Source organism: Clostridium sp. NSJ-49 (genome assembly GCF_014287725.1).
GTDB classification, from domain to species: Bacteria; Bacillota; Clostridia; order Clostridiales; family Clostridiaceae; genus Clostridium; species Clostridium disporicum_B.
This window is the reverse complement of sequence record NZ_JACOOP010000001.1, coordinates 21,357-37,258: the sequence shown is the minus strand read 5'-3', so window position 1 is coordinate 37,258 and position 15,902 is coordinate 21,357. Positions and strand designations below refer to the sequence as shown.

16 protein-coding genes are annotated in these 15,902 nt (G+C 28.5%); all 16 read right to left on the bottom strand.

Annotated features, from left to right (window positions below):
• Position 1: 1 nt before the first annotated feature.
• The 16 genes from pstC to H8S10_RS00100 all read right to left on the bottom strand — a co-directional run bounded on the left by pstC (position 2) and on the right by H8S10_RS00100 (position 15,902).
• Positions 2–898 (bottom strand): phosphate ABC transporter permease subunit PstC, encoded by an 897-nt coding sequence (gene pstC, locus H8S10_RS00175; protein WP_186837553.1) that lies wholly within the window; start codon positions 896–898, stop codon positions 2–4.
• Positions 899–987: 89 nt separating this feature from the next.
• Positions 988–1,836 (bottom strand): phosphate ABC transporter substrate-binding protein, encoded by an 849-nt coding sequence (locus H8S10_RS00170; protein ID WP_055263205.1) that lies wholly within the window; start codon positions 1,834–1,836, stop codon positions 988–990.
• 203 nt (positions 1,837–2,039) lie between these two features.
• Positions 2,040–3,725, bottom strand: a complete 1,686-nt coding sequence (locus tag H8S10_RS00165) for an ATP-binding protein (protein WP_186837552.1) — start codon at positions 3,723–3,725, stop codon at positions 2,040–2,042.
• Between the two features lie 3 nt (positions 3,726–3,728).
• Positions 3,729–4,427 (bottom strand): response regulator transcription factor, encoded by a 699-nt coding sequence (locus tag H8S10_RS00160; protein WP_186837551.1) that lies wholly within the window; start codon positions 4,425–4,427, stop codon positions 3,729–3,731.
• Between the two features lie 23 nt (positions 4,428–4,450).
• Positions 4,451–5,188 (bottom strand): peptidoglycan editing factor PgeF, encoded by a 738-nt coding sequence (pgeF, locus tag H8S10_RS00155; protein ID WP_055263199.1) that lies wholly within the window; start codon positions 5,186–5,188, stop codon positions 4,451–4,453.
• Positions 5,189–5,383: 195 nt separating this feature from the next.
• A complete protein-coding gene (gene nrdR, locus H8S10_RS00150) occupies positions 5,384–5,836 on the bottom strand; it encodes a transcriptional regulator NrdR (RefSeq protein WP_055263197.1) in 453 nt (150 codons plus the stop codon).
• Between the two features lie 60 nt (positions 5,837–5,896).
• On the bottom strand, positions 5,897–6,175 hold the full coding sequence (locus tag H8S10_RS00145; protein WP_055263195.1) for a YlmC/YmxH family sporulation protein: 279 nt from the start codon (positions 6,173–6,175) through the stop codon (positions 5,897–5,899).
• 90 nt (positions 6,176–6,265) lie between these two features.
• Positions 6,266–7,039, bottom strand: coding sequence for an RNA polymerase sporulation sigma factor SigG (gene sigG / locus H8S10_RS00140; RefSeq protein ID WP_055263193.1), 774 nt, complete (start codon positions 7,037–7,039; stop codon positions 6,266–6,268).
• Positions 7,040–7,119: 80 nt separating this feature from the next.
• A complete protein-coding gene (gene sigE, locus H8S10_RS00135) occupies positions 7,120–7,827 on the bottom strand; it encodes an RNA polymerase sporulation sigma factor SigE (RefSeq protein WP_186837550.1) in 708 nt (235 codons plus the stop codon).
• Positions 7,828–7,835: 8 nt separating this feature from the next.
• On the bottom strand, positions 7,836–8,639 hold the full coding sequence (locus H8S10_RS00130) for a sigma-E processing peptidase SpoIIGA (protein WP_186837549.1): 804 nt from the start codon (positions 8,637–8,639) through the stop codon (positions 7,836–7,838).
• 187 nt (positions 8,640–8,826) lie between these two features.
• Positions 8,827–9,951 (bottom strand): cell division protein FtsZ, encoded by a 1,125-nt coding sequence (gene ftsZ / locus H8S10_RS00125; RefSeq protein WP_055263187.1) that lies wholly within the window; start codon positions 9,949–9,951, stop codon positions 8,827–8,829.
• A gap of 414 nt (positions 9,952–10,365) precedes the next feature.
• Positions 10,366–11,421, bottom strand: a complete 1,056-nt coding sequence (locus H8S10_RS00120) for a type IV pilus twitching motility protein PilT (protein ID WP_055263185.1) — start codon at positions 11,419–11,421, stop codon at positions 10,366–10,368.
• A gap of 101 nt (positions 11,422–11,522) precedes the next feature.
• Positions 11,523–12,218, bottom strand: coding sequence for an RNA polymerase sporulation sigma factor SigK (sigK, locus tag H8S10_RS00115; protein WP_055263183.1), 696 nt, complete (start codon positions 12,216–12,218; stop codon positions 11,523–11,525).
• Positions 12,219–12,346: 128 nt separating this feature from the next.
• The gene (locus tag H8S10_RS00110) at positions 12,347–13,972 is read right to left on the bottom strand and encodes a penicillin-binding transpeptidase domain-containing protein (RefSeq protein WP_084758924.1); all 1,626 of its coding nucleotides are present in this window, start codon (positions 13,970–13,972) and stop codon (positions 12,347–12,349) included.
• A 55-nt stretch (positions 13,973–14,027) separates the two neighbouring features.
• Positions 14,028–14,645 (bottom strand): uridine kinase, encoded by a 618-nt coding sequence (udk, locus tag H8S10_RS00105; protein ID WP_055263181.1) that lies wholly within the window; start codon positions 14,643–14,645, stop codon positions 14,028–14,030.
• Positions 14,646–14,666: 21 nt separating this feature from the next.
• Positions 14,667–15,902 (bottom strand): U32 family peptidase, encoded by a 1,236-nt coding sequence (locus H8S10_RS00100; RefSeq protein ID WP_055263179.1) that lies wholly within the window; start codon positions 15,900–15,902, stop codon positions 14,667–14,669.

Below are 15,902 nucleotides of genomic sequence, written 5' to 3'. Positions count from 1 at the left end.
TTTATTTACCTTCCTTACTAGAAAGTTTTGAAATAACTAAATTTAATATTAAAATAAATGCAAACAACACGACCCCAGTTGCAAATAATAATTCTTGATGTGCTTGTGATGCATATCCCATTTCCAACGCTATATTACTAGTAAGTGGTCTTACCTTATCAAAAATAGATGTTGGTATTTGTACTGAATTACCTGCCACTAAAATTATAGCCATCGTCTCTCCAATAGCTCTTCCACTTCCAAGAACTATTGCTGCTAATATACCTGACTTTGCTGCAGGCACAACCACTTTAAAAGTTGTCTCTATATGTGAAGCTCCTAATGCTAACGAACCCTCTTTATAACTTTTAGGAACTGCTTTTATCGCAGTGGTTGAAACTGAAATTATTGTTGGTAACATCATTACAGCTAGTACAATAATTACTGCAAATAAACTTTGTCCTTGCGCTAAATTAAAAGTTCTTTGTATCCATGGAACAATTATTGCCAAACCAAATAATCCATATAACACAGATGGTATTCCAGCTAAAAGTTCAACTGCTGGAATCATAAATTTTGATACTCCTTTTGGTGCAACTTCAGCTATAAATATAGCTGTTAGTAATCCAATTGGAACCCCTATAATTAAAGCTCCTACAGTACCATATATTGAAGCAATTATCATCGGTAATATACCGTATTTAGGCACTTCTGATGTAGGGTACCAATCAGTACCAAATATAAATTCTATAAAAGATTTATCTCCTGTAACAAAAGGCTTTAATCCCTTCATAAATACGAATCCTATAATTAAAATTAAACTTACCACTGCAACAAGTGCACATATTAAGAATATCACTCTAGTAATCTTATCAACAATATATTTACTCGTATTACTCTTTATATTTCCCTCTACCATTTTAGTCCTCCTAATGGTAATAAATATCCTTGATTTTATGTAGTAAAAACGCCTCAAGCATTGAGGCATTCTTACTCAAATATTAATTATTATTCTAAAGTTATTAATTTGTTATCTTTAACAATTTGTTGACCTTCTGAACTTAAAACATATTCAATTAAAGCTGCTCCAGCTTCAGTTAAAGTATCTTTCTTAGTTACTAATAAGAAAGGTCTTGATAACTTATATTCTCCTGCCTTTACGTTATCTGGTGTTGCTTCAACATCATTTACTTTTAAAGCATTTACACTATCATCTATATATTCAAAAGAAGCAAATCCTATTGCATTTTCATTCCCTGCAACTGTAGTTTTAACAGCTCCACTTCCATCTGCAATTGAAGCATCTTTTATTAATTCCTCTGATTTATAACCAACTATTTCTTGGAAGGCATCTCTTGTTCCTGAGCCTTCTTCTCTACTTATAACAACTATTGGAGAATCAGATCCGCCTAACTCTTTCCAGTTAGTTATTGTTCCTGTATAAATTCCTTTAATTTGTTCTAAAGTTATGTTTTCTACTTTATTTGATGGATTTACTAGCAATGCAATACCATCATGAGCAATTACTGTTCCATCCACTTGTGAAGCTTCTTCACTCTTTAATTCTCTTGAAGACATTCCAATTTCTGAAACACCATTTATAACATCTTTAATCCCTGCACCTGAACCATTTTCTTGAACTTCTAATGTTATGCCTTCATTTGCAGCTTCATATCTTTCTTGAACTTTTAACATTAATGGCCCAACAGAAGTAGATCCCGAAATTGAAATAGTTGTTTGAGTTTCCGTTCCAGCATCTCCGCTTTGTCCATTATTTCCTCCACAACCTGTTAAAGTTGCTCCCATCATCATTACTACTAAAGCACCTACCATCAATTTTAACTTTTTACTCTTCATAAATTTTCCTCCAAATCCACTTCATTTAATTTGTTCGATTTATCAATTTATTACCTTACAATAACAATAATAATATCTTAACGTTAAAGGAATATTATGCTATTGTTAAAGAGTATTATAAGAATGTTAAGTTGCTGTTAATTGTAATAATATAAAAAAAATTAAAAGAGTTTATTGGCGTGTAAAGCCATAAACTCTTTTAATTATTTTCTAATTTTAACTATAAACTTTGTACCTTCTCCTAATTCTGAATAAACATCTACTTCGCCATTAAATAGTTTTACAATATGTTTTACAATAGCGAGCCCTAATCCAGTACCTTTACTGGATCTTGATTTATCAACTCTGTAAAATCTTTCGAATATTCTCGGTAAGTCTTCCTTTGGTATACCAACCCCATTATCTTCTACTTCCATTATAAGATAATTATTCTTTTCTAAAAGCTTAACTTTTACCTTCCCATTCTCTTTTGAATATTTCACTGCATTATCAATAAGATTCATACTTAACTGATAGAATTTATCTCTATTCCCACTTAAGTCCCCATTATATTCATCAACTAACTTAACTTCTATGCCTTTAGAGCTAGCTTCAGTACTTATTACATCTATAACCTCTTGTACTACATCCATCGGCTTAAATTTTTCCATTCTAGTTACTTTCATATTTTCAATATTAGATAAAATTAATATATCATTAATTAGTCTACTTAATCTATCAGCTTCTTTATTTATAATATCTAAAAATTTCTTTCTAGTTTTATTATCATCAACATACTTTAAAGTTTCTGAAAAACCTTTTATAGATGTTAATGGAGTTTTTAGTTCATGAGAAACATTTGCTACAAATTGACTTCTCATGTTCTCTAATCTTTTTATATCTGTTATATCAGCCAAAGTTATAACTATACCTATAGTATTTACATTACCATTAATTATAGGAGCTTTTTTCACCTTTAACTCTCTTTGAACTGGATGAAATAATTTTATTTCTTTAGAGTCAATCTCTGGAATATCTTTAACAAATTGCAACAAATCATAATCTATAATACACTCTTCAATTTTCTCTCCTATTATTTCTCCTTTTAATCCAAATAAATTTTTTGCATAGTTATTTATAAGCATTATCTTTCCATAGTTATCAATTGCGATAACTCCACTATCCATACTTTCTAATATTGCTTCTAATTTGTTTTGTTTATCGTAAGAATCATTAATCTTAATCTGTAATTCATCTGCCATTTTGTTAAAACTTCTTGCTAAAGATCCAATTTCATCATCATTATATACCTTAGCTCTATTGTATAAGTCTCCATTCAAAATCTTAGCAGTAGCCTCTTCTAATTCCTTTATTGGGTATATTATAATCTTTGTTAATTTAACAGATAACCATAAAGCTAAAATAGCTACTATAATTATAATAAATATATAATATTTATAAGTTCCTGATAAAAATACCATTATTGCACTTGTTGGCACAGAACTTCTAACTACAGTATTTTCATCTATTTTGGTCGCGTAATATACTAGATTAACTGTAGAGGTACTACTATACCTTACGCTTGAACCCTCATTATTAATAAAAGCCTGATGAATCTCTTCTCTATCAATATGATTATCAGAAAGTGATCCCTTACTTTCTGAGTCATACAAAACATTACCTTGTCTATCTATTATAGTAAATCTAACTTGATTATTATCTATTCTAAATTTACTGAAATCAACATCATTCTCTTTAATTTCTTTAATAAATAACTCATTATATACAGATAAAATACCCTTAGTTCTATCTATCTCTTGTATATTTATTAATTCTTTAAATGCTAAACATACTAATACTAGAGAAAATATTACAGTTGCAAGAGATGAGATTATAATTCTCTTTTTCATATATTATAGATCTGGGTTAAATCTATACCCTACTCCTCTTATAGTCTCAATAAATTTAGGGTTTTTATCATCATCTTCTATTTTCTTTCTTAAATATCTAATATGAACATCTACTGTTCTAGTTTCCCCTATATATTCATAACCCCAAATCTTATCTAAAAGCATTTCTCTTCTTAAAATTTTACCTCTATTTTTAATTAACATTTCTAATAATTCAAACTCTTTTAATGTTAAATCTATTTTTTTACCCTTTATTCTTATTTCCCTTTTTTCAAAATTTGCAGATAAATCCCCGAACACCATAATATCGCTTTGTTCTTCTTTAGCACCTACTCTTCTTAATACAGCCTTTACTCTTGCCAAAAGTTCTCTTACTGAAAACGGCTTTGTTATATAATCATCCGCCCCTAACTCTAGTCCTAAAATTTTATCAAACTCTTCACTTTTAGCAGTAAGCATAATAATTGATATATTTTTCACTTCACTCTTTGTTCTTATCTCTTTACATACATCATACCCATCTTTTCCTGGAATCATCAAATCTAAAAGTATTAAATTAGGTCTTTCATTTATAGCTAAATTAACTGCATCTATTCCATTATTACATGTTATTACATCATACCCTGAAGATAACAAGTTATATTTTATAAGTTCTACAATATGTTCTTCATCATCTACTACTAATATTTTTTCATTAGCCATTAAGTATTCCCCCTGAACTTTTATTATTTCTTGTAAGCAAAAGTAAATAACCTTCCATACGTTCCAACACTTTTTCTATAAGAAAATAATTTTATGTCTTTTTCACAATAAGTACACAGATTAATTGTATAAATATTATCTTCTTTAATATTTATATTTCTTAAATCTTCTAAGATACAACGCTCCATACTAAGATTTCTACCTTTAAATAGCTCATTTTCATTTATTTTAGTCTTATTTAAAAAGCTTTCTTTTAACTCTTCAGATACCTCATAACAGCACTGTCTTATATGAGGTCCAATATAAACTTTAATATTCTCTATTTTAACATCATATTCTTGAATCATTTTTTCAATAGTCTTTTTTGTTATCGAGTTAAAAGTTCCCTTCCAACCACTATGAATCGCAGCTATGACACCTTCTCTTTCATCTACTAAAATTACTGGAACACAATCTGCTGTAAAGGCTCCAATAATAACTTTTTCTTCTTTTGTTATTATAGAATCCCCTTCATACTCTCTAAATTCTTCTGCATCACCTTCAAATACAAATACATTATCACTATGTATTTGATGAAGATACACAACTTCATTGACATTAAAATCTTCCTTTAATGAATTTATATTTTTTTGCCCTTCTTCAGTATTTCTATTAAAACTTCTAGAATCCTTAGCTGTTGAAAATACAACATCAACCTTCTCCCCTTCAATAACTAAAAAATCCTTAAAAACTTTTAAATTATTTATATTTATTTTTTTCATAAAAATCCTCACTTTTAATATACTTGTGCATATTTTAACATTTTTTATATTTGTTTTCTATTCAATTATATATTTTTTACTTAATTTTAACTTTAAGTAAAAATGATAATATAAATTTTAATTTATATATAATTATTATCTTTGCCATAAACAATATAAAAATAGACTTTCTAAATTGAGAAAGTCTATTTTTTATTATTTAGTCATTAAATTTTTTATTTCTTCTAAAAATGTATTTATATCTTTAAACTGTCTATATACAGAAGCAAATCTTACATATGATACTTCATCTATTTTTTTCAATCTTTCCATTATCATTTCACCAATCAACTTTGTCTCTACTTCTGTCAGCATTTTATTAGATATAGACTTTTCAATATCTTCAGCTATATCCTCAATTTGCCTTCTAGAAATAGGTCTTTTTTGACATGCAATAATTAGCCCATTGACGATTTTTTCTTTATTAAAGTTTTCTCTTGTTGAATCTCTTTTTATAACTAAAATTGGAATATCCTCAATTTTTTCATAAGTTGTATACCTTTTACTACAGTTTGCACACTCTCTTCTTCTTCTAATAGTTGTATTATCATCTGTAGATCTAGAATCAACTACCTTGCTTTCGTCAAATCCACAAAAAGGGCACTTCATATTTATCAAACCTTTCTCATATGTACTTTACTATATTATATTATCTTTTAATAAAATTTGCTAGATTCTATTTTGCTCTAACTCCCTTTGAATATCACTTCCATCAATCAATAAAACATCAACACCTAATTTAATCACTTTTTCCCATGGCACTTCTATATCTTCTTCTTTTCCAAACCAACTTTTAGTAGGCGATGGTAATGTTAGTGATATAACTCTTTGCTCATTTACATCCACCCTAAAATCTTTAACATACCCTAGCTTAGAACCTGTAGATATATCGATAACCTCCATACTTCTTATAGCATTTGTTGAAAATAAAACTAAATCTTCATCCATAATTACCCCTCCTATTCTACTTAATTATTTATATGATTACTAATATAAATTTATTATAAAAATAGCGAAAAAATAGGACTCAAAAGAGTCCTAAATATATTTTCTCATATGTTTTAATGCAGTTTTTTCTAATCGTGAAACCTGAGCTTGAGAAATGCCTATTTCATCTGCAACTTCCATTTGAGTTCTTCCATTAAAAAACCTTAATGTTAAAATTAATTTTTCTCTATCATTTAACTTTTTCATAGCCTCTTTAATAGATATATTTTCTAACCAACTGTCATCACTATTCTTTGAATCACTAATTTGATCCATAACGTATATAGCATCACCACCGTCATGATAAATCGGTTCAAACAATGATACTGGATCTTGGATTGCATCAAGTGCAAAAACTACATCTTCTCTAGGGATATTAAGTTCCTTTGCAATTTGAGAAATAGTTGGTTCTTTATTATTATCTTTAACTAATCTATCTCTAACTAATAAAGCTTTATATGCTATATCCCTTAAAGATCTACTGACTCTTATAGCATTATTATCTCTAAGATACCTTCTAATTTCTCCTATTATCATCGGAACTGCATAAGTTGAAAACTTAACATTTTGTGATAGGTCAAAATTGTCTATAGCCTTCATAAGTCCTATGCATCCGACTTGGAATAAATCATCTACATTTTCGCCTCTATTATTAAATCTTTGTATAACACTTAATACTAACCTTAAATTTCCTTTAATAAATGTTTCCCTAGCAGTTTTATCGCCTTCTCTCATCTTTAGAAGGAGTTCCCTCTTTTCTTTTTCTTTAAGTACTGGTAACTTCGAAGTATTTACTCCACAAATTTCAACCTTGTTAATGATCAAAATCTTCAACTCCTCTTTAAGAAATAACATACTGCATTTTTAATTATTTCCGATAGAGGTATCTTTTATACTAAGACAAACTATATCATTTTATTGATTTCTTTTTTTAATCTATTTATAATCTTCTTTTCTAGTCTAGAAATATATGACTGAGATATTCCAAGCATATCAGCTACTTCCTTCTGTGTCTTCTCTCTATAACCATCTAACCCAAATCTTAATTTTACAATTTCTTTTTCTCTTTCATTTAAATTTTTTAAAGCTAAAAATAATAATTGTTTATCAACCTCATCTTCAATTAAGTTGTAAACAGTATCATTTTCAGTTCCTAAAATATCTGATAACAACAATTCATTTCCATCCCAATCTATATTCAGAGGTTCATAAAATGATACTTCAGCTTTCACTTTACTGTTTCTTCTCAAGTACATAAGTATTTCATTTTCAATACATCTTGAAGCATATGTTGCTAATTTTATTTTTTTATCAGGATTAAAAGTATTAACTGCTTTTATTAATCCTATAGTTCCAACTGATATCAAATCTTCTACACCTACACCTGTATTTTCAAATTTTCTTGCTATGTAAACTACAAGTCGCAAGTTTCTCTCAATTAATATATCTCTTATTTCACTCCCACCGGTCATTAATTTTTCAACTAATTCTTCCTCTTCATCTTTCTTTAATGGTGGTGGTAATGCATCGTTTCCACCCACATAAAATACTTTTTTAGTAAATAAATTAAACTTAGATAAAATTTTATTTAATAGTAAAATTATTTTTCTCATACTTCCTCCTATATAACCCCTCTTGATAATAACGCTTGATAATCATTGTCTTTACTTAAAACCATTGGACTCTTGCAAATTATTGCATCAATTCTTTGCCACTCATCATTTAAACTGTTCCTTATCATTATCTTATCGCCCTTAATTCCTTCAAGTTGTCCACATTCTGTTATCGTATTATAATTTATTATATATTTATCATTTTCTTTAATATCAATTTCTTTTAAATACCTATCCTCAATTATTATACACGGTAAATTACTTACTACTTCTCTAAGTTCATTTCCAGTATCTAAAAATGCTTTTAAAATTAATATATTTCCACCAATATTAATATATATATCATATATAAAATTATTAATTGTAGCTCTATCTTTCAAGTAGTCATTAACCCTTACTAAAACTATATAAAATACCATAATAGATAATAGTATCCACTTAATAGAATAGTTGTTAATACTAAAGCCTTCTCCTAATACATAAGTATTTTGCATCATTACAAGTCCAAAACATAAACCACATAACATAAAAGAATTAATGAAAAACACTATAGTTCCTTTAATTATATTTGTAATTCTTCTTGGTCTTATAACCATTGCAATCATCAACATAGCAACTAATATTTTGAATACTAAAGATGATAACATTTTAACATCTATAAACAACACTAGGGTATATATGGCTCCTATTATTGCCGCTAGATAAATATTAATATTTCTATATTGATATTTTAATAACTTGGTAGTAATCAATAATAAAAATAAGTTTATTATAAAATTTTCTACAACTATAACATCTACATAAATTTCCATACCACCCCTCCTCATTTAATAAAATTATACTTCTAAGTTAATTATTTTTTTGTCATAATTAAGTTCAAATATTAATTTTTTAGTCTAATTTTTTTTACAATAAAGCACATTATTTTTATTACATAAAAATAAAAAGCTACCAAAACTTAATTTGATAGCTTTTAAACACTTCATTTTATTTATTATATTATCTTCTTGATCTTAAGAAACTTGGTATATTAACACTTTCTCTGTCAATATCTAATAATGGATCCACCTTTGAAACGACTTCTTCTTTAACAACTTCCTCTACTTTTTGAGTAATTGGTGTTTTTATTTCCATTTTTGGCTCGCTAGCTTTTAATGATGATTTAGCATTATCATCTTCAAAACCTGTTGCAATTACAGTTAATCTTATTTCATCATTTAAAGTTTCATCAATGACTGCTCCGAATATAATATTTGCATCCATATCTGCAGCTTCTCTAACAATTTCAGCAGCTTCATAAACTTCTATAGCTCCTAAATCAACTCCACCTGTAAAGTTAATTATTACGCCAGTAGCCCCATCAATTGATGTTTCTAATAATGGTGATGATATTGCTTGTCTCACTGCATCTTGAGCCTTATTATCTCCTTTACCATATCCAACACCCATATGAGCTAACCCTTTATTCTTCATTACAGTTTCAATATCTGCAAAGTCAGCATTTACCACACCAGGAATTGTTATTAAGTCAGAAATAGCTTGTACCCCTTGTCTTAATACATCATCTGCTAATCTAAATGAATCTAATAATGTTGTTTTCTTATCTGCCATAGCTAATAACTTTTCATTAGGTATTATAACTAATGTATCAACTTTTTGCATTAAGTTTTCTATTCCCATTTCAGCATGTCTCATTCTTCTTTTACCTTCAAATGGGAACGGTTTAGTAACAACTCCAACAGTAAGTATATCCATAGACTTAGCTATTTCTGCAACCACAGGGGCAGCACCTGTTCCTGTTCCTCCGCCCATACCAGCAGTTATAAATACCATATTAGCGCCTTTAATCGCTTCAGCAATTTCTTCTCTACTTTCTTCAGCAGCTTTTTTACCTATTTCAGGATTAGCTCCAGCACCTAATCCTTTTGTTAACTTTTCTCCAATTTGGATTTTAGTATTAGCATGAGATAACAATAATGCTTGTTTATCTGTATTAACAGCAATAAATTCTACATTTCTTAATCCTTCAAGTACCATTCTATTGACAGCATTACCTCCGCCGCCACCGCAACCTATGACCTTTATATTAGTTAATTCTTGCATATCTAATTCAAAATCTAACAAAACAATTCCTCCTTTAAAAATCTCTATTAGTAAAGTTTAAATAATTCCATAAAAATACTCAACAGCATAAGTTAAATTATACCTATATTAACTTTTAAAACTTATCCTATTATAATTTTACATCATTTTATATACATTTAACAATAGAAAAAATATATTTATTGAAGAATTTTGTAGGTTTTAGCAGACTTTAAGTATATCTTACCAATTTAACAAAAAACTCCACGAAAATTACTATAAACTATTCTTTAATTAAATACATTAAGTAGTTCTAAAATACAATTTAAATGAATATATTTTTCTACTCAATTAATTTATTCAACATACATTATTTATTTCCTTTATATTTTTTCAAAAAATTTCAAAAAAAATAAAGGAGGAACAACTCCCTCCTAATATTTTACTTTTTAAATTTTAAATTATCATAAGCCTTTTTAACGTTTCTCTATCAACTGCGTAACTAATAGCTGACTCCGATGTTATTTCACCTCTTTTATATAAATCTGCTAAAGCCATATCCATTGTTTTCATTCCGTATTTACTTCCTGTTTGAACCGCAGATTCAATTTGATGAGTCTTTCCTTCTCTTATAAGGTTTTGAATACCCGGAGTAGTAACCATAACTTCTAAAGCTGCAGTTCTTCCACTTCCATCAGCCTTCTCTATAAGTTGCTGAGATACTACCGCTTGCAGAACTGACGCCAATTGAACTTTAACTTGTTGTTGTTGATATGGAGGAAATACATCTATTATTCTATCAATAGTCTTTGCTGATCCTATTGTATGAAGCGTTGAAAGAACTAAATGTCCAGTCTCAGCTGCTGTGATAGCAATAGAAATAGTTTCAAGATCTCTCATCTCACCTACTAAAATAACATCTGGATCTTCTCTTAATATCGCTTTAAGAGCATTTTTATAGCTTTTGCTATCCTTTCCAATCTCTCTTTGATTAATTATACAAGATTTATGTTTGTGTAAGTACTCAATAGGATCTTCTAAAGTTATTATATGTCCTTGTCTTGATGAATTTATTTCATTTATCATAGCTGCTAAAGTTGTGCTTTTACCACTTCCTGTTGGTCCTGTAACTAAAATCAATCCTCTTTGTTTATTTGAAATATCTTTTAATACCGATGGATATTTAAGTTCATCAAGAGTCGGTATTTTCAAAGCTATTACTCTTATTGCTATCGCATCACTATTTCTTTGTTTAAATATATTGGCTCTAAATCTTCCTACTCCTGTTAAAGAATAGGATATATCATATTCTCCAATCTCCAGGTATTCTTCGTATTTCTCTTCTAATATCTCTCTTGCAAATTTCTCTATATCTTCAGGCAATAAATTTTCATTACCTATTTTAATTAACTTACCATTTTTTCTTACAGTAGGAGGTACTGCTACAGTTAAGTGTAAATCTGAAGCTCCCAACTCTAATGTATTAACTAATAGTTCTTTTAAAAAATACATATAACTCCCCCTTATAGGCTTAAAATATCTAGCCGTTATATATATTCTATAAAATATATGGTAATAATTCAATGTATTTTAATTTTTTATAATATTTTGTATTATTTAGTTGATAATTCTTTTTTTAACTTCTTTAAAGCTTTTTTCTCAATTCTAGATACATAAGATCGTGAAATTCCCAAATCTCCAGCTATCTCTCTTTGAGTTCTACATCTTCCATCAATCAATCCATATCTCATTTTTAAAATTTCTGATTCCCTATCGGTTAATACTGTACTCATTTTAGTATATAAAGCTTTTATCTGTAAATTAACTTCTACTTTATCAAGAACAGAGTCTTTATCACTACTTAAAACATCTATTAAACATATTTCATTTCCTTCTTTATCCACTCCAATAGGGTCTTGTAATGATGTTTCACTATTCTGCTTTTTATTATTTCTAAATAGCATTAAAATTTCATTTTCTATGCATCTAGAAGCATATGTAGCTAATCTTGTCCCTTTTGATGCATCAAAAGAATCTATAGCTTTAATTAGACCCACTGTTCCAATAGAAATTAATTCATCAATATCTTTGTTTGGAAAAGAATATTTTTTTACTATATGAGCTACAAGTCTCAAGTTTCTTTCTATAAGAATGCTCTTTGCTCTTTTGTCCCCTTCTTTCAACAACTCTAAATACTTCTCCTCTTCCTTTTCGTCCAAAGGCTTTGGAAATGTATTATTTCCCGAAATATATCCAGTTAAAAGAATATTGTTAGAAAAGAATTCCATAATATTAGAAAATAATATCACTCCATTTTCCTCCTAGCAGTGCTTATTATATAATATGATGTTTTCTAAAAATATTGCTTCATTTAATTTTAAATTTTATGAATAAATAATAGACGGCTTAAATAAGCCGTCTATTATAGTATTTTTATTTAATTATTTGAATTCAGAGAATTAATTATTTGCCTAAAGATTGGAGCTCCAGTATTACCTCCACCAAGTTCTCTTCCATCTGGATGACTATCTCCAATATTAGGTGCAACTACGAGCAAAGTATATTTTTTACCATCCATTTCAAAGTATCCAGCAAACCAACCATGATTAGTTTTTCCACCTTCACCTGTAGAAGTACCAGTTTTTCCACCTTGTTTTATTCCTTCTACCTTAGCTTCATAACCAGTACCTTTCCAAATTACATTTGTCATACTATCCTGAACTATTTTTGCTGTTGTCTCACTAAATACTCTATTTCCTTCAATATCAATATGCTCAACCTCATTATCATCATTATCTATAATTGAATCTATAATTGTTGGTTTAATATAAATACCATCATTTACAACCGCATTTATAGCTCCAGCTATTTGCAATGGAGTAACTGTTACACATTGTCCTATTGAAAAATTACTTATTCCATCTTCATAAGTGGCTTTAATCCCTGCTGCTTCTTCTTTGTTTTCACCTGAAAGACCTAATACCTTTTGATATAAGCCTAACTTTTCAGTGTATTTTATCATATTTTCATAGCCTGCTAATTCTCCAACCTTAGCAAATATATCATTACAAGATACTTGTAATGCTTCATCTACTGTTAAAGTTCCATGTGCATATGGTTCACCTAGCTTAGTACAAATTTTACCTTCACAAGTAAACGTACTTGACGAAGAAATCTTTCCTAAATCTAAACCTATAGCTTCTGTTAATACTTTAAATATTGAACCTGGTTCATATCCTATGGTGCCTATTCCCAAGTTTACATTTGCTTTACTTTCATCCTTTTGTACCATAGCTCTAATTTTTCCTGTTTCACTCTCTAATAAAACAACACCTATATTATCTAAAAAACTATAAGAATCATCTAGAATTACTTTTCTTATTTTTTCTTCCCACTCTTTATTTATTGTAAGTTTTAAGTTTTTATTATTTTCTCCATAATTTAATACACTTTCAGTGTAATTTGCTTTTTGATCTAAATTAAAGCTAATTGAAGGATATTCATTATTCTCAACTATATCTAATATTTCTCGTTGAAATGATCCTTCCACTGCATTATCTTCAGTAATATTAGATATAAAATTTTCTATTCTCCACCCCTCATCACGATCTATCATATCATAAACATATAAATATATACCCTTAATATTATCTAACTTTTTAATTTTATTATATGTCTCTTCGGTTATTTCATCATAATAAGTTTTACCATTTAAAGCTATTATATCTGAATAATTAAAATCAGGATCCTCTGATTTCATAATAAAATTTAATGCTAATAAATCTTCTAGTGTTTCTTCATAATTATTAAGTTGAAAAGGCTTAGAATCAATTACTAAAACATATTTTTTCTTATATCTTAATAAATCTTTTCCATTTGTATCTAAAATTCTATAATTAAGTTCTGCTAATGTTTCTATCTGGTGATTTTGTAACTCCCCTTGAACTTGGGTAGATGGTCGTACTTGAAGAAAATATAATCGTACTGATAATAAAATTAGTACTGATGCATATATAATTAAAATAAAAATTATTCTTCTCTTATCTATAACATGTTTATACAAAAATAAAACACCTCCCTTTGAATAAATTCTATCCAAAAAAAGGTGTTTTATACAATTACTTCAATATATCCTTAATTTTAGTCATAAGAAGGTCTATAGCCACATAATTATGTCCACCTTCTGGAACTATGATATCTGCATATCTTTTACTTGGTTCAGTAAACTGCATATGCATAGGTCTAACCATAGTTAAATATTGATCTATAACTGACTCAACAGTTCTTCCTCTTTCATTTATATCTCTAACAAGTCTTCTTAATATTCTTATATCAGCATCAGTATCTACATATACTTTTATGTCTAATAAATCTCTTATTCTCTCATCTTCTAAGATAAGAATTCCTTCAACAAGTATAATATCTCTTGGAGCTATTGTTGTAGTTTCTTTTGCTCTATTATGTACAGTAAAGTCATAACTTGGTTTTTCAATAGAATCACCATTTATAAGTGACTTTAAATGCTCAACTAATAAATCATTGTCAAAAGCCATTGGATGGTCATAATTTGTTTTAACTCTTTCCTCCATTGATAAATGACTTTGGTCTTTATAATACATATCTTGTTGTATCATCGCTATACAATCTTCTGAAAAAGTAGAATATAACGCGTCAGCTATAGTACTTTTTCCGGATCCTGTTCCCCCAGTAATCCCTATTAACACAGGTCTTCTCATTAATAGTCCTCCTCTATGATTCTACAAAGTAAGTTTCTTACTTGCTTTAACTAGCATATCATTTTTCTTAAGTGGTTTATTAACCTTAGCTTTAAACATCATATGTGCTCTATTAGCTACATCAGTCTTTACGTTCTTATCCATATCAAACATTTCTGTTAGTGTTACTTTAAAGTATGGATCTTCAGCTCTTAGAACTTCAACTTCATCATTTTCAAAAACTCTATTTTTTTGAAGTATTGTTGCTACCCCAGTTTCTTCATCATATTCCTTTACCATACCTACTAAATCATAATCTCTTAAATATGATGATTCATCATAATTTTCCTCACCATTTATCCCAAGATAGAATCCTGTATGGTATTTTCTATGACTTATTTTTGTTAAGATATCCATCCATTCATCTTTAAATTCATATTCATATGGATTTTTTAAATATGAATCAACAGCTTCTCTATAAGCTTTAACAACTGAAGCTACATAAAACTCACTTTTCATTCTTCCTTCTATTTTAAAAGAATAAATTCCACTTTCAATAAGTTCTGGTATATGTTTGATCATACATAAATCTTTAGAATTCATTATATAAGTTCCATTATCATCTTCTACCACAGGATAGTATTCATTTGGTCTTGTTTCTTCAACTAAATAATATTTATATCTACAAACATTACCGCATATCCCTTTGTTCGCATCTCTACCTAACATATAATTAGATATTAAGCATCTTCCTGAATATGCTACACACATAGACCCATGAACAAAGGCTTCAATATCACATCCATTAGGCATATAAGATGTAATAGTCTTTATTTCCTTAAATGTTAACTCTCTTGCTAAAACAATTCTTTTAACTCCAAGTTCATACCAAAACTTAACAGCTCTCCAGTTTACAGTATTAGCTTGTGTACTTAAGTGGATTTCAAGTTCTGGTGCTACTTCTTTACATATAGCCACAAGCGAAGGGTCTGCAACAATTACTGCATCTACGCCTATTTCATAAAGTTCTCTAATATAGCTTTCTGCCCCTTCTAAATCATGATTTCTTGGGAAAACATTTAAAGTTACATATAACTTTCTTCCTCTATCATGACAATATTTTATACCTTCGATTATTTGTTCTGTAGTAAAATTATTTGAAAAAGCTCTAAGATTAAGCCTTCCTCCACCTATGTAAACTGCGTCTGCACCATAGTCTACAGCAATTTTTAATTTTTCTAGATTACCAGCCGGAGCTAGTATTTCAGGTTTTCTCAT

Coding starts and splice junctions, on each gene's coding strand:
- H8S10_RS00130 (WP_186837549.1), bottom strand. CDS start 8,639: ATGGAAATTTATGTAGATGTTATAGTTGTAGAAAATTTTATAATAAAC.
- H8S10_RS00100 (WP_055263179.1), bottom strand. CDS start 15,902: ATGAGAAAACCTGAAATACTAGCTCCGGCTGGTAATCTAGAAAAATTA.
- H8S10_RS00120 (WP_055263185.1), bottom strand. CDS start 11,421: ATGTATTTTTTAAAAGAACTATTAGTTAATACATTAGAGTTGGGAGCT.
- H8S10_RS00145 (WP_055263195.1), bottom strand. CDS start 6,175: ATGGATGAAGATTTAGTTTTATTTTCAACAAATGCTATAAGAAGTATG.
- pgeF (WP_055263199.1), bottom strand. CDS start 5,188: ATGAAAAAAATAAATATAAATAATTTAAAAGTTTTTAAGGATTTTTTA.
- H8S10_RS00170 (WP_055263205.1), bottom strand. CDS start 1,836: ATGAAGAGTAAAAAGTTAAAATTGATGGTAGGTGCTTTAGTAGTAATG.
- pstC (WP_186837553.1), bottom strand. CDS start 898: ATGGTAGAGGGAAATATAAAGAGTAATACGAGTAAATATATTGTTGAT.
- H8S10_RS00160 (WP_186837551.1), bottom strand. CDS start 4,427: ATGGCTAATGAAAAAATATTAGTAGTAGATGATGAAGAACATATTGTA.
- H8S10_RS00165 (WP_186837552.1), bottom strand. CDS start 3,725: ATGAAAAAGAGAATTATAATCTCATCTCTTGCAACTGTAATATTTTCT.
- sigE (WP_186837550.1), bottom strand. CDS start 7,827: ATGAGAAAAATAATTTTACTATTAAATAAAATTTTATCTAAGTTTAAT.
- udk (WP_055263181.1), bottom strand. CDS start 14,645: ATGAGAAGACCTGTGTTAATAGGGATTACTGGGGGAACAGGATCCGGA.
- nrdR (WP_055263197.1), bottom strand. CDS start 5,836: ATGAAGTGCCCTTTTTGTGGATTTGACGAAAGCAAGGTAGTTGATTCT.